Genomic DNA, 26,068 nt, shown 5'->3' with positions numbered 1-26,068 from the left:
TTAGAACAATTATAAATTAAACAGATGTTGTAAGGATTTTTAAAAAATAACTACGCGCGACTTGCTTGAAAATCAATTTGATGCGAAAAAAACTTTTTTTGAGAAAGTTTGTAAGTTCTAAATTGTTTTTAGGACTTAGACAGCATTACAAATTGAAATAATTATGGGAGAAATTGCTATGAAATCTAAAATGTTACTCTTTGTAACAGCTTTTATTACAGCGTTTAGTGTTGCGCAAAACACAGACGAATTTTTCAAAAAAACGGACGCTTTTTTACAAAAATATGTAAAAGACGGACGCGTGAATTACGAGGCAATTAAAGAAAACTCTGCCGAATTAGAGACTATTTTAACAAGCACCAACAACATTACAGTTGACAAAAGTGACGCAGCGACGTATCAAGCATTTTGGATTAATATTTACAATTTATCCGTAATCAAAGGAATTGTGGAGAATTATCCTGTAAAATCTCCGCTTGATATTAAAGGCTTTTTTGACAAAACAAAACATTCCGTCGGCGGAAAAAAAATTACGCTCAATGATATAGAACACAAACTGTTGCGTGGACAATTTAACGATGCGCGTTTTCACTTTGTGTTGGTTTGTGCAGGCTTGGGTTGTCCGCCAATCATCGCAAAAGCGTATTTGCCTAGCACTTTGGATGCGCAACTAGAAACACAAACCAAAATCGCTTTAAACAGTGACGATTTTATCAAAGTAAATGCTAGAAAAAAGCGTGTGCAACTTTCTGAAATCATGAAATGGTACAAAGAAGATTTCACACAAAACGGCAATGAAATCGATTTTATCAATCAATATCGAAAAGAGAAAATTCCAACAACATCAAAGATTAGTTACTATCCGTACAACTGGAATTTGAATTCAACGAAGTAGTTGCTGGTTGTTAGTTGCTAGTTGTTGGAAACAATAACGTCACTTCGAGTGAATTCACATCGAGAAGTACCTAGAAATACTAAATGTAAAAAGATAAATTTTAAATAAAAAAATGATAGTTATTAAAGCATAAACTATTAAACTTTTTAAACTCATAAACCAAAAACAACACTTCGACAAGCTCAGTGTAAAGACAAAAAAAATAGATTCCTGCCTTCGCAGGAATGACAAAAGAAACAATCCATAAAAAACTAAACTAAAAAAAATGAATACCAAAAATCTACTTCTAATCGCCATTTGCATATTATATGCAAACCTAACTTTCGCGCAAAATGATGACGATGATACGACAACTGATTTAACGAATATTCAAGAATTTACGCCTTCTAAATTGTTAAAAAAAGGACAATGGGACATTAAATTCTTCAATAGTATTTATACACAAACCGAACGAACCGACGCAGGAAGCACTTCGGTGACGATTCCGAGAGAAACGTTTTTTACGAATACGACTGAGATTTATACAGGAATCAGCGAAAACCGTCGTGTCAACATCGGATTCATCTTTCAAGTGCGTTCCAATACCTTTGGTGGCGCGGGCGCGTTAGATGTGTTGAAATTTAGAGATAACGCAACATCTAGAAGCGGTTTTACAACCATTGCACCTTCTATTCGTGTGCAACCGTTTAAAAATGTAGCGACGTTTTCGTTTACGAGTTCAGTGTATTTGCCAATTTTTGCAGACAAAGCCAATGCGCCGTATTTGGACAAACGAAGTGTTTTTTGGGAAACGAAATTTTTCTACGACAAAACCTTCGGACAAGACAAATGGCAGTTGTTTACACAAGCCGATTTCGGATTCAATTTTGGAGAAAAAGCGTCAGATGCAAATCCGAATGATTCAAACATAGGAGAACGATTTGCGAACAACAGTTTATTCATGCCATTTGCGGTATTTTTAAGCTATTTTCCATCCGCAGAATCGACGATTTACGTCAATACAAAACAAGCGTTTTTAATCGATTTAGGAAATGATTTTGCACAAAATTCAACCTCATTCGGCATCGGAACCAAATACCAATTAACGAACGTGTTGAACCTAGAAGCGTCTTTTGATAAATTTGTGCGCGGAAGCAACTTTCAAGGATTGGGACAAACTTTTAGCATAGGTTTAAGAGCGCTATTTTAAGAAATATAGTACTTTAGGAGTTTAAACAAATTCTCTATGAAATTTAGACTCCTTTGTGCCTTTTTTTGCCTGTTGCAATTTTCATGCACCAGTCAATCTAAAAAAATAAATGGTGTAAGTTTTGTGGCTTCGCGACAAGCGGCTGACCAATCGCACGTGAATCCTGTTATCGAAGTCAACGCAAATTATGCTGCCATTATGCCTTTTGGTTTTATGCGACAATTAACAACGACAGAAGTAGTACACAATACCGATAGACAATGGTTTGGTGAAACCCGAAAAGGAGCAAAACAATATGCTGAATTGTTACAAAAAAACGGTATTAAAGTCATGATAAAACCGCAAATTTGGATATGGAAAGGCGAATTTACAGGCTTGATTGAAATGACTTCAGAAGCCGATTGGAAAGCGTTTGAAGCGTCTTATGAAAGTTTTATTCTTGAATATGCAAGTTTGGCTGCAGAAATCAACGCGGAAATGTATTGCATTGGTACGGAATTACACAAATTTGTAGCGGCGCGACCAGCGTTTTGGAAAGAACTCATCACGAAAGTGAAAAAAATATACAAAGGAAAATTAACCTACGCCGAAAACTGGGATTCGTTTGACAAAGTGCCTTTTTGGGAACAGCTCGATTTTATAGGAATTGACGCGTATTTTCCGTTGAGTGACGAAAAAATGCCTTCGGTAGAAAGTTTGCAAAAAGGTTGGCAACAGCACAAGACGAAAATCAAAGCCTTGTCTGAAAAAATAGCACGAAAAATACTCTTTACTGAATACGGATATCGCAGCATGGATTACACTGGAAAAGAACCTTGGGATTCCAACCATAAAGGAAAAACGCTCAACTTGGAAGCGCAGAAAGTCGCTTTGCAAGCTTTGTATAACGAATTTTGGAAAGAAGATTGGTTTGCGGGCGGATTTATCTGGAAATGGTTCATTCACGATGAAAAAGTCGGCGGCGAAACCGATGATCAATTTACACCTCAAAACAAACCTGCGGAAGCAATTGTCCGCGAAACTTATAAAAAATACGAATGGAAAAACTAACAAAAGTCATTGTACTTACCTTCTTTATTACACTCTTTTCATGTCAGTCCGACGATGTAGAAACAGCTATCAATTTAGAAAACACCGCCAGACTTTCCACTATTATCGGCAATCAGTCGATTGAAACTGGAGCTGTTATTGCTTGTGCTGCCAGCGACGCCAATGGTGCTGAGGTAGTACATGTGTTTTACTATTTGGAAGAAGGTGCTACCAATGTGCAATTTTTTGAAACTAATACTACCGAAGTTGATTCAAACGATTATAGCAAGTATCGAAAATTAGACTTACATTCCACACCGCTTTTCAACGGTTTTATCTATCAATTTACACGTCCTTTTGCGCATGAACAATGGATTATTGTGTCTTATGAATTGGATGGTGAACTCAAGCTTTCGAACCCGATTCGCACAAAAAACACGAGCAAACCTACTTTGTGGACAGACCAAGTTTTGGTAAATCAAGAAGTATCAAAAATGCCAAAATTTAGCTGGGAAGCTGATGCAACGGGCGATACTGCAATTTATTTTCAAATCGTTTCAACAGTTGATAATGGATTGCTTTCAGGAACCTACACGCTTGAAAATCAATTTCAATACTACAATACGTCGAATGTAGTATTGAATATTTCTGAAGAAAATCCCGTAGAATTGACCATTGGAAACTCGTATAAATTCACCATGATGGATGTAAGCGAAGATAATTGGGTAAATACAGCAATTCAAAGTATATTTATAGCACAATAGCTACGAATTATGAAATATACACACACTTTCAGAAACTTTTTTATCGCAAGTTTATTTCTTGTAAGTTTATTTTCTTGTAGTAATGATGACGATAGTCCACAGTCCGTAGATCCTTTTTCCTTAGAGGTAAGACTAACAAATCAGCAAATATCTAACGAAAAAATTACTGCTATTGGGTTTTCAAACTTTAGCACAAGTAATACTTTTTTATTCTATCACGTTGCCGATGGGGCTACAAACATTGAATTTTTCAAAACGGAAAACACCGAAGTCGATCGAACTAATTACAGTAATTATCGAGAGTTTACCATGGAAACTAACTCAGTTTTTGGAAATTTTGAACAGGGAAGAGAAGACACAAGAGATGAGGAATATTATGCCATTGTAAAATATATGGTTAATAATGAGGTACGATTGTCGAACCCAATAAAAGTGACACCTATATCACAACCAAATACTTGGACTTCTAATATTGGAGTATTATATATAAACCAATCAAATGTAGGGTATCCAAAAATAAGTTGGGAAAATAATACTGAAGGTGAAACATCTTTCTCCTTTTGTATAATAACGTCTTCAGGAAATGTATTAGCAAATGTGGTTACAGAAGATAACCGTTTTCAGTATTTCGACACTTCTAATGTATTACAAGATTTCACTCAACAAGCACCGGAAGCTCTGACAAGTGGAGTGCCTTATTTTGTGTATTTGTTAGATGTTAATGCTGATAATTGGTTAAATAGAGTAGTTTTCCATAACTTTCTCGCCGATTGATAATGAAAATATTTCTACTTTTTAGCTTGTTGCTTTTTATTTCTTTGCAAGGAATAGCACAAGATAACATTGTCTATGATGTCAAATTTCAAGGGCAAAAAAAGAATAAAGTCAGCTTTCTTAAAAAATATGTCAGCGTTCGAAACGGAGATGTGTTGGATTCGCTTCAGCTCGAAAAGGATGTCATTCTGCTCAAACGTTTGGCAGGCGTTTCAAATGCCTATTATCAAGTATTTCATTCGCAAGACAATCTTTACAATGTCTATTATAACATAGAAGAAAACTTCACGCTCATTCCAAATGCCAATATTTGGACAACGACCAATCAGCAGTTTGCCTATAAAATTGGGTTGTACGATTATAATTTTTTGGGAAGAAATATCGCTTTTGGCGGATTTTACCAAAACAACGGATTTGACTCGTACGGCATCAATTTACGCGCGCCGAACTTGTTTACGCGGAGTTTGGGAATTGCTATCAATCATCAAAACTGGACGAGTGAAGAACCGTTATTTTTCAACAATGGTTCTGCAAACTACAAATACAGCAATACGTCGTTTGAAGTGTTGGCGTTATTTCAAATCAATTTCAAACATTCATTACAATTCGGAATCAATATTTTTAAAGAAGAATACAATTACCTTTCTGGATTAACCTCAAACGCGATTCCACAAAGTTTAGCTTTGGACAAACAAATGCTAAAATTCATTTACGAATTCAACGATTTGGATTATGAATATCAATACGTAGAAGGCATCAAAAACACATTGTATTTACAGTATGTTACTACCGAAAATGATTTTCAAGATAACTTTCTCATCGGTTGGAGCGACTTTTTATATTTTACCCGAGTTGGGGAAAAAGGGAATTGGGCAAACCGATTGCGCTTTGGTGTCGCATCGAATGACGACAGTCCGTTTGCGCCGTTTTCTGTGGATAACAACTTAAACATTCGCGGTGTGGGAAACATCATTGATCGCGGAACGGCAAGTTTGGTTTTGAACACCGAATACCGATACACACTCTACGAAAAAGGATGGTTTATTGTACAAGGAAACGGATTCATTGATGCAGGAACGTGGCGAAATCCCGGTGGTGACTTTAGCGATTTTGTAGATAGCAAAAACTTCCGAATCTATCCTGGCGTTGGTGTACGATTCATACACAAACGTATCTTCAACGCTATTTTTCGCATCGATTACGGCTACGGAATCACTAAAAATGCCAGTCGCGGAATTGTATTTGGTATTGGGCAGTATTTTTAAAAGCACTATTTTTAATTCCCAAGAAAATGGTAATCTAGCTCCTTTTTTGTCACATCGAGCGCAGTCGAGATGAAGGTATGAATCTTAAAATACATCTTTTTAGCTCACAAAAAACCGCACTATTATTTTACTAAATTTGTTTTAAACTAAATCTCCAACACCATGAAAACCATCTTCCCACTTTTTGTACTTGTTTTAGTATGTTTTAGCAGTTGTCAAGCACCCAATAAAGGCACTAAAGAAAGCACGATTACATTCCACAAATCACATTTGCCACAACGACAAAACACACCGTTTAGTGCAGCTGTAGAAACGGAAAATTTATTGTTTTTGGCTGGACAAATAGGAAAAGATCACACAACAGGAAAATTAGTAGAAGGCGGCATCAAAACAGAAACCAAACAAGCCATTGAAAACATAAAAGCGGTATTGGAGCAACACAATTCTTCGTTGGAACGCGTGGTAAAATGCACAGTAATTTTAGCCGATATCAACGATTTTAAAGAATTCAATTCGGTGTATGTGCACTATTTTCCAAACAAACCAGCTCGGACAACGTTTGCCGCTGGCGGATTGGCAGCCAATGCCAAAATTGAAATTGACGTGATTGCTGCAAAATAATTTTTTTCATTGATAACCAGTTGTTTGTGAATTTTTTTTCATCTTCTTGTAACAAATTTTCAAAGTGCATACTTACGAAGCAAATAGATAATTAATTAAAAAGATCTATTCAGCTGAAACATCTTTTGAGAAAAAAACAACCTCATGAAAAAACTACTAGCATTTTGCTGCTTTTTAATTGGCAGTTTCGCCATCAACGCTCAAAAACAAACACTCGAAAATTCTGTATTGTGGAAAATTGAACACAAAGACCTTAAAGAACCTTCCTATTTGATGGGAACCATTCATATTTTATGTAAAGATGATTTTTCCATTCCAAAAAAAGTGATCGATGCTTTTGATAAAACGGAACGCTTGGTATTGGAAGTAGATATGTCTGATATGAAAGCCTTAATGGCAGCGCAAAAAAAGATGATGTCTGGCGGAAAATTGACAGAAACTTTGTCAAAAGAGCAGCAAGCATATTTGGATAATTTACTCAAAAAAGAACTCAATATGTCACTAAAAATGGTTGATAGTTATACCTTAGCAACAGTGTATTCCTTGTTGATTCAGCAGAGTTTTGATTGTCCTTTGAAGAAAATGTACGAAGTAGAATTGACCAATCTCGCGAAAGCGGCACGAAAAGAAGTGGCAGGATTGGAAACATTAGACGCGCAACTCGATTTTTTTGACAAAGCCTACCCAAAAGATTTCTTGTGGAAGCAAATTGAGCTGTTTTCGGAGTACAAAGATTTGACAAACGACATGGTGACTTCTTATATAGATGAAGATATAGAAAAACTATATGCAGAAGTAAGAGATGAACGATTTTTTAATAAAACTACAGAACATTGGCTGTTAACCGTTCGCAATACAAATTGGGCAAAATTGATGCCTGAAATGATGAAAAAACAAGCCACATTTTTTGCCGTTGGTGCGGCACATTTGCCTGGAGAAAACGGAGTCATAAACTTGCTTCGCCAAAAAGGATATACAGTAACGCCTGTACTTAAATAACATTTCATTGGAACTCACAGAACAAGAATTTCTTCAAAAAATTGCCCAACACAAAGGCATTCTTTACAAGGTTTCTCGCATGTATTTTGAAGATGCGAGCGACCGTGAAGATTTGGTGCAAGAAATTATTTTACAACTGTGGAAATCGCTCAAATCGTTTCAAGGGAAAAGTCAGTTTTCTAGCTGGATGTATCGTGTAGCATTGAATACTGCAATTGTATTTTTTAAGAAAGAAAAACGCAAGCCCGATGGTTATGCAATGCCTGAACACGTACAATTGGTGCAGGAAGACTATTCGAGTGAAAAAGACGAGCAACTGGAAATTTTCTATAAAGCAGTACAGCAATTAAACAAAATTGAAAAAGCACTTATTTTTCAGTTTATCGAAGGATTTTCAGGAGAAGAAATGGCAAAAAATTTAGGTATGTCGCCTGTAAATGTTCGCGTAAAGCTCAATCGTACCAAGCAAAAATTAAAAGAAATTATAAAAACACAACATCATGGATTTTGAAAAAATAAAAGCATTGATGGATGACGAAAATCAAGACGATTTGCAATTGCCAACAAGTTTGGAAAATCTTAAAAAGAGCCAAATGCCGATTGCCAGAATTCGTAAAACAATGAAAAGTGAAATAGCCATACAGTTGGCTGGAATTGTTGTCTTTTTTTCCTATCCATTTATCATCGAAATGTACGAATTGCCACGTGCGGTTTATTTTATCTTTATGTTTATTACGAGTTTAATGACGTTGGGATATTTGGCAAAAATGGTGTGGTTTTTACGAAAAACATCCAGCGTAAAACAGCAAACCAAAGAAACGATTTTAAACTTTATTCACGATATCAAACTCACGATGGAAGTCTATAAAACAGGCATCATTGCGGGTTCGTTATTGTTGCCAGTTTCAGTAGCGTGTATTTTTATGGGAGCTGTTAAATTTGGAGAAGACCAATTTACAGAATGGTTTTTGCTGCAAATGCCAGCAAGAACACTGCTTTTAGTCATTGCAGGCTACTTAGTTTGTTGCGTGATTATTTATCTTATTACCGTAATTTGGGCAGATAGATTGTACGGAGTACAAGTACGAAAGCTGGAGGAAATTTTAGTGCAATTGGAGGAATAGATTGTTGGAGGCGCTTCGCTTTGCTCAATTTTAGAGTTTTTGATTTTTCACTACTTGTCATTCCTGTATAGACAGGAATCCATTGCTTTGATTGTGTTTTTGCAACCAAGTACGTCTCGATACTAATTTTTTCCAAAAATTCACTCGACGTGACGTTTGGGAATCAAAAACTTTGCGTAAGCAAAAAAGAAGTCTAAAAATCTATGAGCGAAGCGGTCTAAGTTCTAACAGCGTAGCGTGTCTAAAAGCAAAGCGTGTCAAAACATCTACAAAAAACCTTGAATCATTGAGTCTTTAAATCCTTGAATTGAGCGTAGCGAATCTAACAGCGAAGCGAGTCTAAGAAGAAGCCACATACTTCTGATAATACGCATACAACTCTTCCGGCGATGCGCCTTTTGATTTCTTAATGTGAATCATGGCGAAATGATATTGTAGTTTCCACGTGCCTTTTGTTTTGTATTTTCGAGCGGAAGTTTGTACACTTTTCGGAATAACAGTAAACTGCTCACGTTCGTACAAACGATTGATAAATTCGCAATCTTCATAAATGGTGTACGACTCGTTAAAACCGTTCAATTCGTCAAAAAAAGCTTTATCAACAAACAACGATTGATCGCCACCGCGACACCATTTCACATTAAAACGCGTAAAAAATTGTGACACCAACAACACAGGATGCCACGAATCAAACTTCATGCGAAAACAACCTGCTTTGTTGCCTTTATGAATTTCTTTGAGAATGTACTGGTCAAAATGTGTTGGCGGAAACGTATCGGCATGCAAAAAATACAAAACATTGCCAGTAGCTTTTTGCGCACCAAAATTCATTTGCTTGGCGCGACCTTTTTCAGCAGAAAACAATTGAAAATGCACTACGGCTTCGTCTGATGAAAATAATTGATCAACGCAGCGCTCTTTTTCAAACGGATGCGTTCTGTTATAATTGGCAATAAATTCTGAAATAATTTCCGCCGTTGCGTCTGTACTTCCACCGTCAACTAGTAGAATTTCATGCTGTCGAAACCGCATTCGCGACAGCAATGTTTCCAACAATTTGGTAATGGTTTTCGCTTCATTAAAAACGGGAATGATAATGGAAATTTTGTTCGACTTCATATAGTATATACGGAAATTGTACTCACAACAGTTTTATTGTTCGTTCAAACTCCAATCGTAGTCTTTATAGTCAATGTCTGCGTCTTGATTAATTTTAATCGTACTGTACTGATTTAAAAAGTCAATCAACGAACCATTTTTGGTAAAATCTTTCGTAAACCATTTAAAAATTTTGGAGATTTCCAGCGCATCTTTTGTGATGGTGTTTCGTTTGGAATCGTTGATAAAATCTTTGGTCACGTTGGTTAATTGTTGTTCCAATTTTTCTGCTGTAAAAGCTTCATTCAATAGTGGCGGACACGAAAATGAAGCGCAATTAATCGCAAAATGAATGCGCGGTTCGTTCATATTTCGGAGAATTTCGTGTTCAATTGTATCTAAATTATATACGGTTTCACCAATCTTCCAACGACTTTGTTTCCAAGGATTTCGAATATTTTTGATGCCTTTTCGTGCAGGATAACTTTCCAAAATTAAATCGATGGTCATCGCATTGTAGGCATTAATCCAAAACGCTAACTTTTCTTTCCTTGTCCAGTAGTCTGTCGGTGGATTTTCTCTTAAATCATACAAATAAAAAAGTAATTTTTGTGAATCTTCTTTCAATCCAGCATAATCAACCAAGCCTTCTTCAGAAACATATTGTTGCAACAATTCGTTCCACGCATTATGATTAATATTCGAAATGGATTTGCTAGAAACAAACTTCGGATTCTTTTTAAAATTTACGCTATCTCTTTCTGCAATTTCATCAAATTTCTTCTGGATAGAATCAATCATAGTGAACACCGTTTCTGGAGTTTTTTCATCGGAATTTCGAATGGATTTATTCTGCGTTCCACACGAAATAAAAGTAACTAGTATGATAATAGCTGTTATAAATTGACGCATAGTTTTAGTCTTTTTTTAGTTTGATGGGATAAATTTCTTGTTGTAGAAAATCCTGTGGAAAATGTTCGTCGTTGGTAAAACCAAGTTCAATATCGCGACCGTTTTTTGGAACGTAATTCGTCTTAAACAAATAATCCCACACACTTAACGTGAGACCGAAATTGACGCCGTATTTTCGAGGTAATTCTTTGCTGTGATGCCAAATATGCATCTTCGGATTGTTGAAAATATATTTTAAAGGACCATAATCCCAACCTACATTTGCGTGATTCAAATGACCAACAGAAATCGTAAAGAAATAGACAAAAGCAACGTTTTGCACGCTAAATCCGCCAATAATCGTTATCGGAATATAAAGCAATGATTTATAAACCACGGTTTCCATCCAATGATAGCGCAAATGTGCTGCAAATCCCATTTCTTTTACCGAATGATGTACTTTGTGAAAATTCCATAAAAAGTCTACACGGTGCAACAAACGATGCGTATTCCACTGAACAAAATCGCTCACTACAAAGAAAATTAACAAGCCAGCCCAACTAGGAAGCGCATTTACATTAAATAGTTGGATACTTTCCAACGACAATCCCACAACGCCTAATGCATCATTAAAAAATGCGGCTGCCGTATTGGAAAGTGCCGAAAAAAGTATCAAGTTAAAGATGAAAAAGTTGAAAAACATGTAGAAGGTATCCAACCAAAAATCCTTTCGAAAAACCGCTTGATTTTTTCGCCACGGAAATACAATTTCCAACAACCAAACTACTAACGAAATTGCAATCAAACCATAAAAATAATTTTCAATTTCTCGAAAATAAATTAGGTCTAAAAAGTAATTCCAATACTCACCATACGATTTCAGAAAAATATCAAAGTAGTTTTCCATAGATTACAAATTTACGCATTCTTTTTGGGCTATTTAGTCGTTTTTACAGATTGAAAGTGTTAGAAATTGGTCGTGTAGTTTGTATAAACCTTTCGGAAGTTTTTATTTAAGAAATTAAAACGACAATACGTTATTACGAAAGTTTTCAAAGTGGATTCCGCATCAAGTGCGGAATGACAAAGAAAGTAGCTACACATCATTATTGACTTCCATCCAATAGCCGTCTACATCTTGAAAATAGACTTGTTGTATTCCGTCGTTTCGGATATAATCTTTGTTTGGAGTATCGCGCCAATCGGAATAGGGAATTTTTAATTCTTGTAAAAAATTGACAAACGCATCAAAATTTGCTGTCGCCAACGCAAAATGCACTGCTTTATTGGTTTTAATGTCTGCTTCCGGACGTGGAATGAGATGTAATTGTCTCCTTTCGTCAATCGCCAACCATCTTGTTGCAGAATTGGAAGCTGTATTTTCAATTTCCTTGAACTGAAATACCTTTTGGTAGAATGCAACGGCTTTGTCTACATCTTTTACAGAAAGCGCGATATGGTTGAAGGTAAACGTTTGCATTTGTTGAAGTTAGGCAATTAAACTGTCACTTCGAGCGCAGTCGAGAAGTTTTTGAAACATCTAAGTTTCTTAGTGATTTCGACTGCGCTCAATCTGACAAGTAGTGATTCATAAATTTTGATACTTCATAGTACTTCTCGATACGATTTTTCGTCCCTCAAAATCACTCGAAGTGACGGCTCTTTTCAATGTGTCAATTTGATAATTTGAAAATGTACCAATATTTTTTATTTACAATTGAAAACGTATTTTGTCAAGCTGAACTTGATTCAGCTTCTCACAAATAGCTAAAATTTTACCAAAAATGAATAGCTTTTGTTATAGGAATCGAAGTGACGACTTGAGTTTAAAAACAAAAAAATCTCACTGCTAACATCTCACTACTCAATTCTCATTAACAACAGCCACCACCGTCGTAATGATAGGTAGATTCTGAAATAAAAATATCGTCGCGTCCTAAATCGGCTAAGGCTTTTGCGGTTTTATCACAAATAGCAATTGGCTGATTTTTCAATAAAACATGCCCTTTTTCATCATCGAAATAATCTTCTGTTCCAAAATAAATCGCAGCTTTTCCTGTAAAAATACACGGTCCGTCAGCGGGCATTGGGTCTTTAATTGCTGCCACTTCAATCGATTCGATATAAATCAATTCGTCCGTTGGATAATTTTTCGGGTCGAGAATACGATAGGGTTTTCTAGCGCGAATTTCAATTGTTCCAAAACCAGCATCTGTCAACATTTTCACATATTCTGCAATCGGCAAACTTCCACTTAAACACAATGCACGCAAACGTTCATCATTTCGTAAGGTTTCGTTCATCGGTTGTTCACACGTTGGATCGCTCATGACTAATTTTCCGTGTGGTTTTAGTACGCGGTACATTTCGGCAATGGCTTTCTTTAAATCGTCCGTTTTAAAAATATTGAACAAGCAGTTTTGTGCCGCTACGTCAATGCTGTTATCTTCCACAGGCAAATTGAGCGCATCACCTTTTCGCAAGTCTACAAATTCACTTTTAAACCAATCGTTTTGTGCTTCGGCTTCTTTAAAATTTTTGCGAGAAGCTTCTAACATTTCATCCACAACATCCAAACCAATCACGCCGCCTTTTTGACGATTGAAATACGCAAATTGCAACAATTCCATGCCACCACCAACACCTACGTATAACATTGTCGGATTGTTCGTTAAATCGCGCGCATGCACCGTACTTCCACAACCATAGTTCATTTCCTGCATGATTTTTGGAATTTTTAAACCTGGCAATTCCCAAATCGGATTCGTAGTGCAGCACAGTCCCACATCGGGCGTGAGTGCTGCTTCTTTATATACGTCGTGTGTCGTTTCTAAATAACTCATTTTTTTGTTCTTTGTTTTTTGTTCTCTGTTTTTCGGCTTTTTGCTATTTGTTATCAGTTGTTTGTAATTTTAAATTCTACATTTTCAGTTAACGACAAACAACAAAACACAAAAAACGAAAAACAATTACAGCGTTTTAATCAATTCAGTAAATAGTGTAATCATTTTTGGTTCTGTTTTTCCTGCTACTGCGATGATATCGGCAATGTCTACAGGTGCTAAATTATCAGGATCGCATTCGTCCGTCAGTACAGAAACTGCTAAGCATGGCAAGTTTAGATGATTTGCTACAATTACTTCCGGAACCGTACTCATTCCCACAGCATCGGCACCAATAATTTTAAGCATTCGGTATTCGGCACGTGTTTCTAGTTGCGGTCCCACCACACTTGCATAGACACCTTTTTGAATATCGATATTGTGTGTTGCGGCAATTTTTTCAACTGTGGCAATCATGTTGGCATCGTATGGCGCGCTCATGTCGGCAAAACGTTCTCCAAATTGACTCACACCTTTGAAAGCCAATGGCGAGCCACCTTGAAGATTGATATGGTCATCAATAATCATAATGTCGCCTTTTTTATAGTCAAGATTGATAGCACCAGCTGCGTTGGAAACTAATAGTTTTTGAATTCCCAATTGATGCATGATGCGAATTGGATAGGTAATATCTACAAAATCGTAGCCTTCATACAAATGAAAACGCCCTTGCATCACTACGACTTTTTTACCTGCCAAATTTCCATAGATGAGTTTTCCTGTGTGGAATTCTACGGTTGCTAATGGAAAGTACGGAATGTTGTTGTAATGTGCTTCCGCGATGATTTCTATATGGTCAATCAATTTGCCTAATCCCGTTCCTAGAACGATTCCGATTTCGGGATTGTCAAATCCTTTTTTTTGTAAATATTCGGTGGTTTCTTGAATGTGTTTTAACATGAATATATTTTATGAAATGTATTTTTTAAAAGTTTTGTAAGGTAGTAAATCTTCCGCGTAATCTATATCATTGAGTGTCTCTAAGCGATAAATTTTTTCTGTGTTGAGGTCGTTAATTGTGTCTTTTAAAACAGTGGCTGTTCCCCAATCTTTTGGTAAAAAGGCTTCTTTGTGCATTTTATTCATACCGAGCAAATAATAACCGCCGTCATTTGCAGGGCCAATCACAACATCGTGATGATTTAAAGCTTCCATTGCTTCTTGAATATGCTTCGGTTTCAAATCGTACAAATCACTTCCAATAATAATGACTTTTTCATACTGCTGCTGAAAAGCATCTGTAAATGCGTTTTGCATGCGTTCGCCCAAATCGTTGCCAACTTGTGCTTTTTTTTGATAGATAGCATCATCCCACAAATCATCTTTGCGAACTTCAACCGAATACCACACACATTTGTCGGCTTCAATTTGTCGCAATACTTTTTCGGTATGAGCTAGCAATGTAATATACACTTCTAGTGCAGCTTTTTCGCCAATGCCTTGTGCTAAGCGACTTTTTACTTTTCCCAATTCAGGGTTTCGTGTAAAAGTCATGACCAACGTTTTGCTGTGATGCATGTTATGATTTGTCTTTTTTAGATGTTTTCTTCTCAAAAATTTTCACGCCTTTTTTTAGCCAAATACTCCAATCTTCATTGAAGGTATGTACGTTTTCAGTCGTTTCTCCTTTGTCGTTCACAACAGATTGTTCTTTATTTTTCCATTCAAAAATACCGCCATAGAGATTGTACACGTTGGTGTAGCCTGCTTTTTGGAGTTTTTCGCCGATATCTTCTGAGCGAATTCCCAAGGAACAATACACCACAATCGGAGTGTTTTTATCTTTTGGAAGTAATTTTTTGACTTTTTTCAGTTTGAATTTATCATAACCCACACAAATTGCATTTTCAATATGACTGGTTTCAAACTCTACTTTTTCGCGCGTATCCAGCAGTACGATATTTTCTTTTTTAGCCAATTCTTCCACAGTGATGTATGGCACAGAAGCGTTGTTTTCTTTTTGTAAAAGACTGTCGAGTGCTGTTTGTCCATTCGCGAAAGCAAAAGAAAGAAAAGCTAGTATGTAGAATGTTTTTTTTACCATGAAATTGAATATCAAAGTCATCTCGACACCTTTGCTAGGTATTATCAATTAAAATACATTTTAATATCAATAATGCTCGATGTGACAATTAAAAGTTCAAAAAATCTCTTTACGCAACGGTTCCTTGACAACTACTTCCTGCGCCAGCGGTACAACCGTAGCAGTGTTGTGAAATGATGACGTTTCTGTTTTGCAAGATTTCTTCGTTATATTCGGAAATATGCTTGACGTTACTTGCGACTTTTAAATCGAGCATTTGATTGAAATCGCAATCGTACAACCAACCGTCCCAACTCACAGAAATCGTATTGGTACACATTACATTTGCCACCGCACTTGGGTTGAATGCTTCTACCAACGAATACATATAATCTTCATAGTTTTCCGAAGCGATTAAATAATCGAGAAAACGACTGATTGGCAAATTGGTAATGGCAAATAGATTGTGAAATTGAATGCCGAAATCTTCCAATAGTGCTTTTTTGAAATCTTTTTCCATCGCAGTTTGATCACCAGGCAAAAATGCACCTGACGGATTGTAGACTAAGTCCAAACGTAAATCGCTGTCGGGCATTCCATAACCTACCGCGTTGAGTTCTTGCAAAGCTTTGATGGATTTGTCAAAAACACCGTCGCCACGTTGTTTGTCTGTTTTTCCACGTGTCCAGTGTGGCATTGAGGAAACCACATGTACATTATGTTTTTTAAAGAATTCTGGCAAGTCGTAATACTTTTTATTGGCGCGAATAATGGTCAAGTTGGAACGCACAATAAAATCCTTCACACCAATTTTAGAAGCTTCTTCTACAAACCAACGAAAGTTTGGATTCATTTCGGGTGCGCCGCCCGTCAAATCGAGCGTATGTGCGCCTGTTTTTTCAATCACATCCAAACATTGTTGCATGGTTTCCCGCGTCATGATTTCTTTTCTGTCTGGTCCAGCATCTACATGACAATGCGAGCACACCTGATTGCACATATAACCTACATTGATTTGTAAAATTTCAATCTTTTTAGGCTTCAGGGGAAATTGATTTGTTTCTTTTATTTTATTAGCAAACGTAGGGAGTTCGCCACTTTGAAAAATTCCGTTTGATAGAATCTCCAACTGACGTTGTGTGCTTGCCAATTCACTTTCTCTTTTTTTGAGGGACTTTACTGCCATGTATTTCTTTTGTATTTCTTCTTAATTATCTACGTAATTTTTATTGTTGTAGATTTTTTGTTTCAAAGTTAAAATCCTTCGACTGCGCTCAGGATGATTTTTTACGCTTTTCCAAAAGCGTAAAAAATCACATCTCCAACTTATTCACTTTATTCATCATTTGTACGCCGTGTACTAAGGTTGCGCCACTTTTGATAGCAGCACCAACATGAATTGCTTCCATCATTTCTTCTTTGGTGATTCCGCGCTGTAAACCATCTTGCGAATAGGCGTCAATACAATACGGACATTGCTCAGTATGCGCTACGGCTAATGCAATGAGTGATTTTTCTCGTGGTGTCAATGCGCCTTCTTCAAAGACTTTCCCGTAATATTCAAAGAATTTATTACCGAGCTCTTCACTCCATTCTGTAATTGATCCGAATTTTTTTAAGTCTCTTGGATTGTAGTATGATTTGTCCATAATTGTTTCGTTTTTTTGCGATTTGCTAAAATACGCAAAATCAAATAGTCTGTAATAGGACGAAACTTTTTTTAAAACTTTACAACGAAACATAAAAATCCCGAGTCGCGAGACTCAGGATTTCCGCAAGTTTATATTTCGAATGTGCTCACATATTTGAATGACTACAACCTCTATGTGATGACACAAGCGAACTTTTCGTTAAACTTTCAAAGCGAAAGTACAGGCTTCTTAAAAGTTTTCTGCAAGTGAATACCTTAAAAATAAAAGGGAAAAGAACCCTTTTTATGAAGTTTTAGTTGTAGGAATTTATGAAGGTATTACTTTTTATATTTTGCAACAGCAGTTCTTAGTTTTCTATAAATACGATTGCGTAAAATTTTAGGTTCTAGGACTTCAATGCTATCGCCAAAGCCTAAAATCAAGCGCTCCAATTCAAAGTTGATATGTACTTGTAATTGAAAGGTAATGCTTCCATCTTTGTGCACGGAAATGATTTCTTGTGTGCTATGAAAAGGTTTTGTGGTAACATACGGCGCATTGTTGCGATCAATTTTTAGGACAATACGTTGGATATGTTTATTGTCTAAAACCGTAACACCAATTGTATTTTTGTAATAATCATCTCCGTTAAAATTTTCATTTCGATACGGAATAGTTAGGTCGTAATCTACGTGAAGAATTCTGTCAAGCGCTAACGTGATGATTTTCGGACTGTTTTCAGCAACACCTACCAAAAACCAGCGATTGTTGTATTCTTTTAAAATAAACGGATGAAAAACTACTTCCGAAGCATGACGCGCTTTAAAAGAGCGATAGGTCAATCGCAAGACAATTTTTTTTAGAATTGCTTGGTATAATACGTCTAAATGTTGCAATCCTTTTAAATTTTCATTTTTGTCTAAATGAATAATCGCAGATTGGTGCGTTTTTTCGCTATATACTTTATCTTCTAAACGTTGAATAATGCCGCCTAATTCAGAAAAGAGCGAAAAATCTTTGAATTGCTTCAACATTTCCACGGTTTCAGACAATACGTTCATGTCGTTTTCGTTCAAAGGAATATCGGTAATGGAATACTCTTCATCTTCATATTTATAAAACTTCCGATTGTAAACGATAATTGGCGCATTATAGCCCAATTTATCGCTTCGCATCATTTGAATATCGAGTTGAACCGTTCTGCGGCTTACGTTTACTTCGCGACCTTCGTATTCGTATAACGCATCCGAGCAGGCTTCAATCAAGTCGTTTAACGTCCATTGTCGATATCGGTTTTGCAAGCATTTATCAATGGTTTTGTAGCGAATCAGTGCGTTTTTATTAATGGCCATGTTTAGTATTTGGAGTTAAAATAGTAAAAATTTACAAACTGCGTAAAAAGATTGCGTACTTCCTTGTTTCTTTCGTAACAGTTCATTGAAAACCTTTTGAAATCTGTTTTTACAAAAGATATGTGTGCCAATAATGACACACATAACTTTTAAAAACTAAAACTATGAATTGGAAAATTCAAAAACTTCTTGATGGTGAGACCATCATTTCAAAAGAACCGGGTAATTCTATGTTGCCACTTTTAAAATCGAAGCAACCTGTAAAGTTACAACCCATTTCTTGGGAAGATTGCGAAGTCGGCGACATCGTTTTTTGTAAAGTTCGCGGAAATGTGTTTACACATTTGGTGAAAGGAAAAAACAACAAACGCGGATTGTTAATAGGAAATAATCATGGAAGAATTAACGGATGGACAAAAAATGTATATGGTAAGGTAATTGAAATATTACCAATGTCATAGACATTACTTCACTATAAAATTATTACTCGTACTTATATCATTTTGACTCTTTTAAATTGCTTTTACTGTTGTATTTTCCTAAATTGTTAGTTATTAATTTCAAAAACATAATCATGAAAAAACAGAATTTAAAATCATTGAAACTTTCAAAAAAATCAATTTCCAATCTCACAAGAGAACAAACTACAGGCGGGACTTTTATAACAGTTACTTGTGGTGCAAATTGTGAGATTACAGGAGCTGATAAACAAAACACTTGCTATGCTTCATGCCCAGGTGGTACAACGTGTTAATCAGTAAACATTTTGAATTTAATTTTAAGATTGGAATTATTTCCAATCTTTTTTTTGCGAAATTAAACTACGCAAAATAATTGCGCAGTACTTAAAAATATTTGTATCGGAATTGTAAATATGTCATTTCTATGTGACAAAGTAGTCAAACTCCGCTGAACGTATGGAGTCAGCGGAGTTCATTAAAAAACAATATCTTGTAACCTACTTTTTCAATAGTAATGACACATTCCTTCTAAATATTTAAACAAAAAGGAACAGATGAAAGAACACATTCAAATCAACGGAAACACCTTAATCGATTTAGGATTTACTCCAAAAAAATGGTTTAAAGAAGCCATTGCACATATCAACGACAATCAACTGTCTCACGAAGATATGCTCGTGTATTTGGAACAATTCAAATCTGCTCCAGAAATTGCTTTACATGAAAAACCTATTGAATTTGCCATCAATATTGAAGCTGAAAATGAAATCGAAGAAAAAAATGTTTCAGATGTAATCAATACGATGAATACTTTGATGAAAACGCCAACATTGGTAAATGGAGCTATTATGCCAGATGCGTGTCCTACTGGTCACATTGGTGTCATTCCTGTAGGCGGCGTTGCTGTTGCAAAAAACGCGATTCATCCAGGAATGCACAGTGCCGATATTTGTTGTTCTGTGATGTTGACCGATTTTGGAAATATGCATCCGCAAGAAGTATTAAACGCGGCGCATGGTGTGACGCATTTTGGACCTGGCGGACGATCGAGAGAACAACAATTCAGATTTCCGATGGATTTATTAGCCGAAATTGAAGCGAATCCATTTTTAAACGATCAAAAATGTATTTCGGCGGCGCGTTCACATTTAGGAACACAAGGTGACGGAAACCACTTTTTATTTATTGGAACGTCTAGAAAAACAGGAAATACGATGATGGTTACGCATCACGGAAGTAGAGGTTTTGGAGCGAATTTGTACAAAAAAGGAATGAAAGTCGCAGAACAATTTAGAAGAGAATTATCACCAGAAACCTTAAAACACAACGCATGGATTCCTTTTGATACGGAAGAAGGTCAAAACTACTGGGAAGCTTTACAAATTGTACGAAAATGGACAAAAAAGAACCATGAAGTCATTCACGATGCAACCTTAGAGAAATTGGGAATTGAAAAGCAAGACAGATACTGGAATGAGCATAACTTTGTTTTTAAAGATGGCGATTTATTTTACCATGCCAAAGGTGCCACGCCATTGGACAAAAAGTTTATGCCAGACATTACAGGACCGCGATTAATTCCGTTAAACATGTCAGAACCTGTATTGATTGTGGAAGGAAAAACCACAAAAACCAACTTAGGTTTTGCACCACACGGAGCCGGAAGAAATGTCAGCAGAACGCAACATCGAAAAAGTAAGACAGGAACCTTCCAAGAAATCTTTGAAGCAGAAACTGAAGGATTGGATGTACGTTTCTTTTCCAACGAAATTGACATTACCGAATTGCCTTCTGCTTACAAAAATGCTGCAACCGTACGTGCACAAATGGAGCACTTCGGATTGGGAGTAGTTGTTGATGAAGTCATGCCATTCGGATGCATTATGGCAGGTGACGTAAGTAAAAATCCGCCTTGGAAGCGTAGGAAGAGAAGAAATGAAAAAGGGAATTAATTATTTAGAATTAGAAAGTTATGATAGATAACGAAACAGTAAAGAAACTCCATTTATTACAAGAATTGAGAAATTCAATAAACTTAATAAAATTAGGTTTTGGAGAAATTCAAAAAATTAACATGGAAAATGATTTCTACCATCTACCATTGCAAATATTATCAAGTGGAATTGAAAGATTTTTAAAATGTTATTTATGCTTAGGCTATCATGAAAAAAATGATGAGTTTCCTAATTTTGATCAATTAAAATTTTTCGGAGGAAAAACTGGACATGGAATAATAGAGTTAAAAGAAGAAGTTATTAATAATTACTTTTTACTAAGAAATGAAAAAGATGAGTTTTTAAAAGAGGATAAAAATTTTATTAAAAATAATCAAAAATTAAATACACTTTTACACTTACTTTCTGAGTTTGGAAAATATTCTAGGTATTATAATCTAGATGTAGTTACATCCAAAAGAAATCCAAGTCTAAATGTAGAACAAGAGTGGAAAGATTTTGAAACTATACTACTAAAAGAAAATCAATCTGTATATAAACGTTTTTTTAGTGTGAATGTAAAATTTAGTAACGAAGGATATAATTACATCAATTCAAGAATAGTCGCTCTCCTTGAAAAATTTATAAGAGGTTTAGCTAGACAGTTTACATTTGTAGATCTTGGAGAACTTGCAAAATCCTTTTCAGGAGATATATTTTTCTTTTTGAAGATTAAAGATGAAGATTTGGGAAAGAAAAACTATGATGAATAATTGAAAATTTTTATGTGAAACTTTCTGTCTGTGTTCAGAAATAATGAACTAGCAAGCGAAATTGCGAAGCGTTAGCTTCAAGCATGTAGCTTAGTTAGTGAATGGTGCGCAGCAATTTCCTATACACAGACTTGATTTTTTGGTTCGTTTTTTATCAAGAAAAAATGAACGTTACTAAAATTAAAACTAGCAACACTTTAGGTGAAAAGATATGCAAAATAGTCTTTTAAAAAATTAAAAAATGCCTGCAAGAAACAGAGGAAAAGAAGGAGGTGACGACCGCTTGTTTGGCGATTTGAACATGCAGTCAAAAATGCGAGAAGCTATCAAAGACCTGTCGTATTTGTTGAGCAGAGGTTTTTCTGAAAAATCGTCACTTTCTTTGGTTGGAAATCGCTACAAACTCAACAATCGTCAACAGCGAGCTGTACAAGGAATGAGTGAAGCTAACGATAAACTCATAAAACGTGCGGAACGTTGCTTGTTGCCACATCAATTGGCAGAAAAGGAAGTCATGCTCGATGGATTTAATGTGTTGATATTGCTGGAAAGCGCGTTGTCAGGTGCCTATCTTTTTAAAGGTTTGGATGGTTGCTATCGCGATTTATCTAGCGTGCACGGAACGTATAAAAAAGTACAGCAAACGCCGAAAGCTATTCAGTTAATTGCTGATTTTTTACACGAAAACAAGGTCAAAAAGGCAACATGGATTTTTGACAAACCAGTTTCGAACAGTGGGCGTTTAAAAACCATCTTACGCGAATTTGCAGACGAGAAAAATCTTAATTGGGAAATCACTTTGGACAACAATCCTGATAAAATGATTGCAGAAAGTGGAAAAGTCGCCATCAGTTCAGACGCGTGGATTTTAGATAATGCGACAACTTGGTGTAATATGGTGCGACATATTGTAGATGAACACGTTCCACAGAAAAATGTAGTGGAATCTCAATAAAAATTAAAACATGAATCATACAGATAAAATAATTATTATTGACTTAGAAGCAACTTGCTGGAATGGAAAAATTCCTGAAGGACAAGTCAATGAAATCATCGAAATCGGAATTTGCGTATTGGATACGAAAACGGGATATATCACTCAAAACGAAGGAATTATTGTAAAACCTACGCGCTCTACAATCAGTGAATTCTGCACCGAATTAACTACAATTACGCAAGAACTAGTAGACTCAGAAGGAATTTCATTTGAAGAAGCATGCACAAAACTTCGCGTGGAATACCATCCGAAACAATATACATGGGCAAGTTACGGGCAATACGATTTAAACATGTTAAAAAAACAATGCAAGCTCCGAAATGTAGAATATCCTATGGGGCAGCAGCATATTAATGTAAAAACTACTTTTTCAGAAGTAAAAGGATTGCGCAAAAAAGTAGGTATGAAAGGTGCGTTGCAAATTTTAAATATTCCGCTCGACGGAACACATCACAGAGGAATAGACGACGCAAGAAATATTGCCAAAATTTTAGATTGGTGTTTGCGAAATAATTAAAATAGAAATCAAAAATATACTCGTGAATCAGCTCATAGACATAGCAACCAACTGCAAAAGTGCCATTTCAAGCGATTGGAAAGCTAGGTATGGCGCGTTTTTACAGCACGAACACTTGACTGTATTAGCACGTAATGTGTATGCGTTGTATGAAAATGATTTTGAAAAATTTCACGGGAAACCCAATTTTGATGAAGAAATCATTCCGAATCTGCAAGAAGCGTTTGCTATCTTTAAAGAACAATTTAAAACGTTACAAAAGTACGATTTTGAAAATAACAAAGTGACGCGTAGTGCTTTTGCCACTGCCGTAGAACGGACAACGTTTGCAAATCTTTTGATACTTTCGGGACAACGACTAACGTCCGCGAGTATTCAAGATGAACGTGCCATTCCGCCTTTGCAATATGAACTTTTGCAACATAGTTTTGAATCGCACAATCCTCAAATTTCCAAGGCAGTTCGCGCTTGGGAAAAACACGCGCAACGTTCTACAGAAAGTTTTTGGGGAACGGTAAAAGGTAGTGTGGAAGATAAAGAAAACAGCGTGAAATCGTTAATCAAATACATATTAACGCATAAAACCTGGTGGAATGTATTTACACATTACAAACACGATATTGTGTACGAAGCACGAATTGCGAGTGGACACGGAATTCGCTGGAAAAAAGACAATTTGGAATTGATAGGATTTTTAGAACCTTTTGAAAGTTACGCGCATGAAGAATGATACATCAACATATAATTTTTCGCAAGAAGAATGGGAAACCTGTTTAAAAGTGTTGCATGCGCTTAAGAAACATCCGTTGGAAAATCCAGACAATCAACAGTTTGGTTCACTTATTACAAAAATTTATTCCAATGCGAAAAAGGCAAATCGCAAACAAAGTTATTCCGACAAAAAACAAGCAGATTTACAAACGATTCTCAACAGTGAAATTTCTAAAAATGCTTTAGAGAATACCACAAAATTTAGCGAAACCGAAGAAGCCACACAAACTTATACGAAGCTACATATTCCGAAAAACTGTTACAGTTGCAATGCTTCTTTTGTGTTGGCGCATTCGTTTTACAATCGGTTGTGTCCGACTTGCGCTGAACTCAATTATAAAAATCGTTTTAAAACACTCAATCTGTCCAATCGCAAGGTTATCATTACGGGCGGACGTGTTAAAATTGGGTATGCAACTGCGTTAAAAATGTTGCGTTTTCAGGCAAATGTTATTGTAACGACACGTTTTCCAGCAACAGCTTTGGCGCAATTTCAACAAGAAAAAGATTATCATGATTGGAAAGATAATCTAGTCGTTTACGGATTGGATTTACGGAATTTGAAATCGGTTGAAAACTTTATCAATTATTACAAAAACACATACAATTCGCTCGATATTCTCATCAATAATGCGGCGCAAACCATTAAATATACTGATCAATACTACGCACCTTTGATAGAAAATGAACAACAGTTATTGCAAAACTTTTCTAAGCAAAAACAATTGATAGCCAACGAAACACCTGTGGCGAATGTAAAATTGTTAGAAAATCATGTAGAAAAAAGTTTTGTGGCGTTGAATCGTTTTGGACAACCTGTAGATAATCGCGCAAAGAATAGCTGGAATGCAACACTAGAAGAAATTTCTATGCAGGAATTGATTGAAGTAAATCTCATCAATCAAATTTCGCCGTATTTTCTCATCAAAGAATTGTTGCCGTTGTTGAAAAATTCGTCGTTTTCCAAAAAGTACATTATCAATGTTACTTCTTCCGAAGGACAATTCAGCTATCACAATAAAACCATGTTTCATCCGCATACCAACATGACCAAAGCGGCTTTAAACATGATGACGCGTACATCTGCGGAAGCGTTTTCCAAAGATAAAATTTACATGAATGCGGTGGATGTCGGTTGGATTTCCACGGGCGCGCGAGAAGAATTACGCGAAAAGCAATTTCAAAACGGATATATTCCGCCACTCGACCCTGTGGATGGTGCGGCGCGAATTGTACATCCAATCTATGAAAATGAACAAAACAATAGTATATTTATAGGAAAGTTATTAAAAAACTACAAAATAGAAAATTGGTAAAAGGCAGCGGTAGTAGCTCAACTGGAAGAGCGCATGACCGTCACTCATGATGTGCGGGTTCGAGTCTCGCCTACCGTTGCTTGTTTTTTTAGACTTTTTTATAATCAATATAAATTGTAGAAGTTTTTTGGAAAAAACACCATAAAAATCACATATTTGCATCACTAATGGCAAAAAATTATTTACATATAGCTTCAATCTGCCTGAAAAATCAGGATAAAAGTTGCGGAATGGTAGAACCATTTTGTCGAAAACAGACGCTTTATATAGATGTTTAAGAGTGAAATATATTATGAAATAACACTAAAATTATACAATCAGTAAAGCGTTCAAGAAATTGAGCGCTTTTTTTATGAAAAAATTTAAAAAAATGTTCATCGCGTAATTACATAGAAAATAACAAGCATTGAAAACAAAAACAATTGAGAGACAGACAGTTGTCAAAAAAGTTTAGTATTCGTCATTTAACGGACAGGATTTTCTATGTCTAAAAATAAATATAAGTAATTGATAATCAATAAATTAAATTAAAAAAATAGTTGCGTATTTCAAAAAACGTTTTCATATTTGCATCGTCAAAAACAAAAACGACAACATAAAAAATAAATCATGAATTATACAATACATCACATATCTGCTTCAGCACATATTTTCCGATTCCCGGAAAGTTGCAGCCTGTTCATTTTAGAACAAGGAGAAGATGATGTATATGTAAAAAAACGGGAGTATTGTAAAAATACGTTACTGTAAAAGTAACTATAT

General features: G+C 35.8%; 30 protein-coding genes and 1 tRNA gene. 20 read left to right on the top strand and 11 right to left on the bottom strand.

Features of this window, described 5'->3' with window-relative positions; genetic code table 11:
- Positions 1 to 163 precede the first annotated feature (163 nt).
- From C8N46_RS17455 to C8N46_RS17410, 10 genes are all read left to right on the top strand, one after another.
- A complete protein-coding gene (locus tag C8N46_RS17455) occupies positions 164 to 895 on the top strand; it encodes a DUF547 domain-containing protein (protein ID WP_245896929.1) in 732 nt (243 codons plus the stop codon).
- A 265-nt stretch (positions 896 to 1,160) separates the two neighbouring features.
- Positions 1,161 to 2,084: a hypothetical protein gene (locus C8N46_RS17450; RefSeq protein ID WP_108116397.1), complete on the top strand. Its 924-nt coding sequence runs from the start codon at positions 1,161 to 1,163 to the stop codon at positions 2,082 to 2,084.
- 36 nt (positions 2,085 to 2,120) lie between these two features.
- A complete protein-coding gene (locus tag C8N46_RS17445; RefSeq protein WP_108116396.1) occupies positions 2,121 to 3,134 on the top strand; it encodes a glycoside hydrolase family 113 in 1,014 nt (337 codons plus the stop codon).
- Positions 3,122 to 3,877, top strand: a complete 756-nt coding sequence (locus tag C8N46_RS17440) for a hypothetical protein (RefSeq protein WP_108116395.1) — start codon at positions 3,122 to 3,124, stop codon at positions 3,875 to 3,877. The genes C8N46_RS17445 and C8N46_RS17440 overlap by 13 nt, the downstream gene beginning before the upstream one ends.
- Positions 3,878 to 3,886: 9 nt before the next feature.
- Positions 3,887 to 4,651, top strand: coding sequence for a hypothetical protein (locus C8N46_RS17435; RefSeq protein WP_108116394.1), 765 nt, complete (start codon positions 3,887 to 3,889; stop codon positions 4,649 to 4,651).
- A 2-nt stretch (positions 4,652 to 4,653) separates the two neighbouring features.
- A complete protein-coding gene (locus tag C8N46_RS17430; protein WP_170110098.1) occupies positions 4,654 to 5,916 on the top strand; it encodes a BamA/TamA family outer membrane protein in 1,263 nt (420 codons plus the stop codon).
- 162 nt (positions 5,917 to 6,078) lie between these two features.
- Positions 6,079 to 6,537 carry a RidA family protein gene (locus C8N46_RS17425; protein WP_108116393.1) on the top strand — a complete coding sequence of 153 codons (459 nt, stop codon included), beginning with the start codon at positions 6,079 to 6,081 and terminating at the stop codon, positions 6,535 to 6,537.
- Positions 6,538 to 6,681: 144 nt separating this feature from the next.
- Positions 6,682 to 7,536 (top strand): TraB/GumN family protein, encoded by an 855-nt coding sequence (locus C8N46_RS17420; RefSeq protein ID WP_108116392.1) that lies wholly within the window; start codon positions 6,682 to 6,684, stop codon positions 7,534 to 7,536.
- A 7-nt stretch (positions 7,537 to 7,543) separates the two neighbouring features.
- Positions 7,544 to 8,047 (top strand): RNA polymerase sigma factor, encoded by a 504-nt coding sequence (locus C8N46_RS17415; protein ID WP_108116391.1) that lies wholly within the window; start codon positions 7,544 to 7,546, stop codon positions 8,045 to 8,047.
- A complete protein-coding gene (locus C8N46_RS17410) occupies positions 8,037 to 8,660 on the top strand; it encodes a hypothetical protein (protein ID WP_108116390.1) in 624 nt (207 codons plus the stop codon). The genes C8N46_RS17415 and C8N46_RS17410 overlap by 11 nt, the downstream gene beginning before the upstream one ends.
- 339 nt (positions 8,661 to 8,999) lie before the next feature.
- Here the strand turns inward: C8N46_RS17410 and C8N46_RS17405 are convergent, their stop codons facing one another.
- The 11 genes from C8N46_RS17405 to C8N46_RS17355 all read right to left on the bottom strand — a co-directional run bounded on the left by C8N46_RS17405 (position 9,000) and on the right by C8N46_RS17355 (position 18,537).
- A complete protein-coding gene (locus tag C8N46_RS17405) occupies positions 9,000 to 9,779 on the bottom strand; it encodes a TIGR04283 family arsenosugar biosynthesis glycosyltransferase (RefSeq protein ID WP_108116389.1) in 780 nt (259 codons plus the stop codon).
- A 33-nt stretch (positions 9,780 to 9,812) separates the two neighbouring features.
- Positions 9,813 to 10,670: a DUF547 domain-containing protein gene (locus C8N46_RS17400; protein ID WP_108116388.1), complete on the bottom strand. Its 858-nt coding sequence runs from the start codon at positions 10,668 to 10,670 to the stop codon at positions 9,813 to 9,815.
- 4 nt (positions 10,671 to 10,674) lie between these two features.
- Positions 10,675 to 11,556 (bottom strand): sterol desaturase family protein, encoded by an 882-nt coding sequence (locus C8N46_RS17395; RefSeq protein WP_108116387.1) that lies wholly within the window; start codon positions 11,554 to 11,556, stop codon positions 10,675 to 10,677.
- Positions 11,557 to 11,745: 189 nt separating this feature from the next.
- A complete protein-coding gene (locus tag C8N46_RS17390) occupies positions 11,746 to 12,129 on the bottom strand; it encodes a VOC family protein (protein WP_108116386.1) in 384 nt (127 codons plus the stop codon).
- A 394-nt stretch (positions 12,130 to 12,523) separates the two neighbouring features.
- Complete coding sequence (gene arsM, locus C8N46_RS17385) at positions 12,524 to 13,492, bottom strand: arsenosugar biosynthesis arsenite methyltransferase ArsM (protein WP_108116385.1); 969 nt, start codon at positions 13,490 to 13,492, stop codon at positions 12,524 to 12,526.
- A gap of 126 nt (positions 13,493 to 13,618) precedes the next feature.
- Positions 13,619 to 14,431: a purine-nucleoside phosphorylase gene (locus C8N46_RS17380; protein WP_108116384.1), complete on the bottom strand. Its 813-nt coding sequence runs from the start codon at positions 14,429 to 14,431 to the stop codon at positions 13,619 to 13,621.
- A 9-nt stretch (positions 14,432 to 14,440) separates the two neighbouring features.
- A complete protein-coding gene (locus C8N46_RS17375) occupies positions 14,441 to 15,049 on the bottom strand; it encodes a TIGR04282 family arsenosugar biosynthesis glycosyltransferase (protein ID WP_108116383.1) in 609 nt (202 codons plus the stop codon).
- A gap of 1 nt (position 15,050) precedes the next feature.
- A complete protein-coding gene (locus tag C8N46_RS17370) occupies positions 15,051 to 15,575 on the bottom strand; it encodes a rhodanese-like domain-containing protein (RefSeq protein WP_108116461.1) in 525 nt (174 codons plus the stop codon).
- 109 nt (positions 15,576 to 15,684) lie between these two features.
- Positions 15,685 to 16,740, bottom strand: a complete 1,056-nt coding sequence (gene arsS, locus C8N46_RS17365) for an arsenosugar biosynthesis radical SAM (seleno)protein ArsS (protein WP_108116382.1) — start codon at positions 16,738 to 16,740, stop codon at positions 15,685 to 15,687.
- A gap of 127 nt (positions 16,741 to 16,867) precedes the next feature.
- Positions 16,868 to 17,203: an arsenosugar biosynthesis-associated peroxidase-like protein gene (locus C8N46_RS17360; protein WP_007095315.1), complete on the bottom strand. Its 336-nt coding sequence runs from the start codon at positions 17,201 to 17,203 to the stop codon at positions 16,868 to 16,870.
- 320 nt (positions 17,204 to 17,523) lie between these two features.
- Positions 17,524 to 18,537, bottom strand: a complete 1,014-nt coding sequence (locus tag C8N46_RS17355) for a helix-turn-helix transcriptional regulator (RefSeq protein WP_108116381.1) — start codon at positions 18,535 to 18,537, stop codon at positions 17,524 to 17,526.
- Between the two features lie 164 nt (positions 18,538 to 18,701).
- Here C8N46_RS17355 and C8N46_RS17350 point away from each other — a divergent pair, with 164 nt between their 5' ends.
- The 10 genes from C8N46_RS17350 to C8N46_RS20640 all read left to right on the top strand — a co-directional run bounded on the left by C8N46_RS17350 (position 18,702) and on the right by C8N46_RS20640 (position 26,056).
- Positions 18,702 to 18,998, top strand: coding sequence for a phage repressor protein (locus tag C8N46_RS17350; RefSeq protein ID WP_108116380.1), 297 nt, complete (start codon positions 18,702 to 18,704; stop codon positions 18,996 to 18,998).
- A gap of 113 nt (positions 18,999 to 19,111) precedes the next feature.
- On the top strand, positions 19,112 to 19,291 hold the full coding sequence (locus C8N46_RS20205) for a hypothetical protein (RefSeq protein ID WP_146169870.1): 180 nt from the start codon (positions 19,112 to 19,114) through the stop codon (positions 19,289 to 19,291).
- A gap of 261 nt (positions 19,292 to 19,552) precedes the next feature.
- On the top strand, positions 19,553 to 20,950 hold the full coding sequence (locus C8N46_RS17345) for an RtcB family protein (RefSeq protein ID WP_211314508.1): 1,398 nt from the start codon (positions 19,553 to 19,555) through the stop codon (positions 20,948 to 20,950).
- A gap of 20 nt (positions 20,951 to 20,970) precedes the next feature.
- Complete coding sequence (locus tag C8N46_RS17340; RefSeq protein ID WP_108116379.1) at positions 20,971 to 21,705, top strand: hypothetical protein; 735 nt, start codon at positions 20,971 to 20,973, stop codon at positions 21,703 to 21,705.
- Positions 21,706 to 21,946: 241 nt separating this feature from the next.
- Complete coding sequence (locus tag C8N46_RS17335) at positions 21,947 to 22,660, top strand: DUF434 domain-containing protein (protein WP_108116378.1); 714 nt, start codon at positions 21,947 to 21,949, stop codon at positions 22,658 to 22,660.
- Between the two features lie 10 nt (positions 22,661 to 22,670).
- Positions 22,671 to 23,219 (top strand): 3'-5' exonuclease, encoded by a 549-nt coding sequence (locus C8N46_RS17330; protein ID WP_108116377.1) that lies wholly within the window; start codon positions 22,671 to 22,673, stop codon positions 23,217 to 23,219.
- A gap of 22 nt (positions 23,220 to 23,241) precedes the next feature.
- On the top strand, positions 23,242 to 23,949 hold the full coding sequence (locus C8N46_RS17325; protein WP_108116376.1) for a hypothetical protein: 708 nt from the start codon (positions 23,242 to 23,244) through the stop codon (positions 23,947 to 23,949).
- Positions 23,939 to 25,306: an SDR family NAD(P)-dependent oxidoreductase gene (locus C8N46_RS17320; RefSeq protein WP_108116375.1), complete on the top strand. Its 1,368-nt coding sequence runs from the start codon at positions 23,939 to 23,941 to the stop codon at positions 25,304 to 25,306. Before C8N46_RS17325 ends, C8N46_RS17320 begins: the two co-directional genes overlap by 11 nt.
- Positions 25,307 to 25,312: 6 nt before the next feature.
- Positions 25,313 to 25,384, top strand: a tRNA-Asp gene (locus C8N46_RS17315).
- 531 nt (positions 25,385 to 25,915) lie between these two features.
- A complete protein-coding gene (locus tag C8N46_RS20640) occupies positions 25,916 to 26,056 on the top strand; it encodes a hypothetical protein (RefSeq protein WP_158269193.1) in 141 nt (46 codons plus the stop codon).
- The last annotated feature ends 12 nt before the right edge of the window (positions 26,057 to 26,068 follow it).

Source organism: Kordia periserrulae, from assembly GCF_003054265.1.
GTDB classification, from domain to species: Bacteria; Bacteroidota; Bacteroidia; order Flavobacteriales; family Flavobacteriaceae; genus Kordia; species Kordia periserrulae.
This window is presented reverse-complemented; position numbering and strand designations above follow the sequence as displayed.

Excerpts from the sequence above, each read along its gene's own strand:
- C8N46_RS17455 (WP_245896929.1), top strand. The coding sequence starts at position 164 with ATGGGAGAAATTGCTATGAAATCTAAAATGTTACTCTTTGTAACAGCT.
- C8N46_RS17450 (WP_108116397.1), top strand. The coding sequence starts at position 1,161 with ATGAATACCAAAAATCTACTTCTAATCGCCATTTGCATATTATATGCA.
- C8N46_RS17445 (WP_108116396.1), top strand. The coding sequence starts at position 2,121 with ATGAAATTTAGACTCCTTTGTGCCTTTTTTTGCCTGTTGCAATTTTCA.
- C8N46_RS17440 (WP_108116395.1), top strand. The coding sequence starts at position 3,122 with ATGGAAAAACTAACAAAAGTCATTGTACTTACCTTCTTTATTACACTC.
- C8N46_RS17435 (WP_108116394.1), top strand. The coding sequence starts at position 3,887 with ATGAAATATACACACACTTTCAGAAACTTTTTTATCGCAAGTTTATTT.
- C8N46_RS17430 (WP_170110098.1), top strand. The coding sequence starts at position 4,654 with ATGAAAATATTTCTACTTTTTAGCTTGTTGCTTTTTATTTCTTTGCAA.
- C8N46_RS17425 (WP_108116393.1), top strand. The coding sequence starts at position 6,079 with ATGAAAACCATCTTCCCACTTTTTGTACTTGTTTTAGTATGTTTTAGC.
- C8N46_RS17420 (WP_108116392.1), top strand. The coding sequence starts at position 6,682 with ATGAAAAAACTACTAGCATTTTGCTGCTTTTTAATTGGCAGTTTCGCC.
- C8N46_RS17410 (WP_108116390.1), top strand. The coding sequence starts at position 8,037 with ATGGATTTTGAAAAAATAAAAGCATTGATGGATGACGAAAATCAAGAC.
- C8N46_RS17405 (WP_108116389.1), bottom strand. The coding sequence starts at position 9,779 with ATGAAGTCGAACAAAATTTCCATTATCATTCCCGTTTTTAATGAAGCG.
- C8N46_RS17400 (WP_108116388.1), bottom strand. The coding sequence starts at position 10,670 with ATGCGTCAATTTATAACAGCTATTATCATACTAGTTACTTTTATTTCG.
- C8N46_RS17395 (WP_108116387.1), bottom strand. The coding sequence starts at position 11,556 with ATGGAAAACTACTTTGATATTTTTCTGAAATCGTATGGTGAGTATTGG.
- C8N46_RS17390 (WP_108116386.1), bottom strand. The coding sequence starts at position 12,129 with ATGCAAACGTTTACCTTCAACCATATCGCGCTTTCTGTAAAAGATGTA.
- arsM (WP_108116385.1), bottom strand. The coding sequence starts at position 13,492 with ATGAGTTATTTAGAAACGACACACGACGTATATAAAGAAGCAGCACTC.
- C8N46_RS17380 (WP_108116384.1), bottom strand. The coding sequence starts at position 14,431 with ATGTTAAAACACATTCAAGAAACCACCGAATATTTACAAAAAAAAGGA.
- C8N46_RS17375 (WP_108116383.1), bottom strand. The coding sequence starts at position 15,049 with ATGCATCACAGCAAAACGTTGGTCATGACTTTTACACGAAACCCTGAA.
- C8N46_RS17370 (WP_108116461.1), bottom strand. The coding sequence starts at position 15,575 with ATGGTAAAAAAAACATTCTACATACTAGCTTTTCTTTCTTTTGCTTTC.
- arsS (WP_108116382.1), bottom strand. The coding sequence starts at position 16,740 with ATGGCAGTAAAGTCCCTCAAAAAAAGAGAAAGTGAATTGGCAAGCACA.
- C8N46_RS17360 (WP_007095315.1), bottom strand. The coding sequence starts at position 17,203 with ATGGACAAATCATACTACAATCCAAGAGACTTAAAAAAATTCGGATCA.
- C8N46_RS17355 (WP_108116381.1), bottom strand. The coding sequence starts at position 18,537 with ATGGCCATTAATAAAAACGCACTGATTCGCTACAAAACCATTGATAAA.
- C8N46_RS17350 (WP_108116380.1), top strand. The coding sequence starts at position 18,702 with ATGAATTGGAAAATTCAAAAACTTCTTGATGGTGAGACCATCATTTCA.
- C8N46_RS20205 (WP_146169870.1), top strand. The coding sequence starts at position 19,112 with ATGAAAAAACAGAATTTAAAATCATTGAAACTTTCAAAAAAATCAATT.
- C8N46_RS17345 (WP_211314508.1), top strand. The coding sequence starts at position 19,553 with ATGAAAGAACACATTCAAATCAACGGAAACACCTTAATCGATTTAGGA.
- C8N46_RS17340 (WP_108116379.1), top strand. The coding sequence starts at position 20,971 with ATGATAGATAACGAAACAGTAAAGAAACTCCATTTATTACAAGAATTG.
- C8N46_RS17335 (WP_108116378.1), top strand. The coding sequence starts at position 21,947 with ATGCCTGCAAGAAACAGAGGAAAAGAAGGAGGTGACGACCGCTTGTTT.
- C8N46_RS17330 (WP_108116377.1), top strand. The coding sequence starts at position 22,671 with ATGAATCATACAGATAAAATAATTATTATTGACTTAGAAGCAACTTGC.
- C8N46_RS17320 (WP_108116375.1), top strand. The coding sequence starts at position 23,939 with ATGAAGAATGATACATCAACATATAATTTTTCGCAAGAAGAATGGGAA.
- C8N46_RS20640 (WP_158269193.1), top strand. The coding sequence starts at position 25,916 with ATGAATTATACAATACATCACATATCTGCTTCAGCACATATTTTCCGA.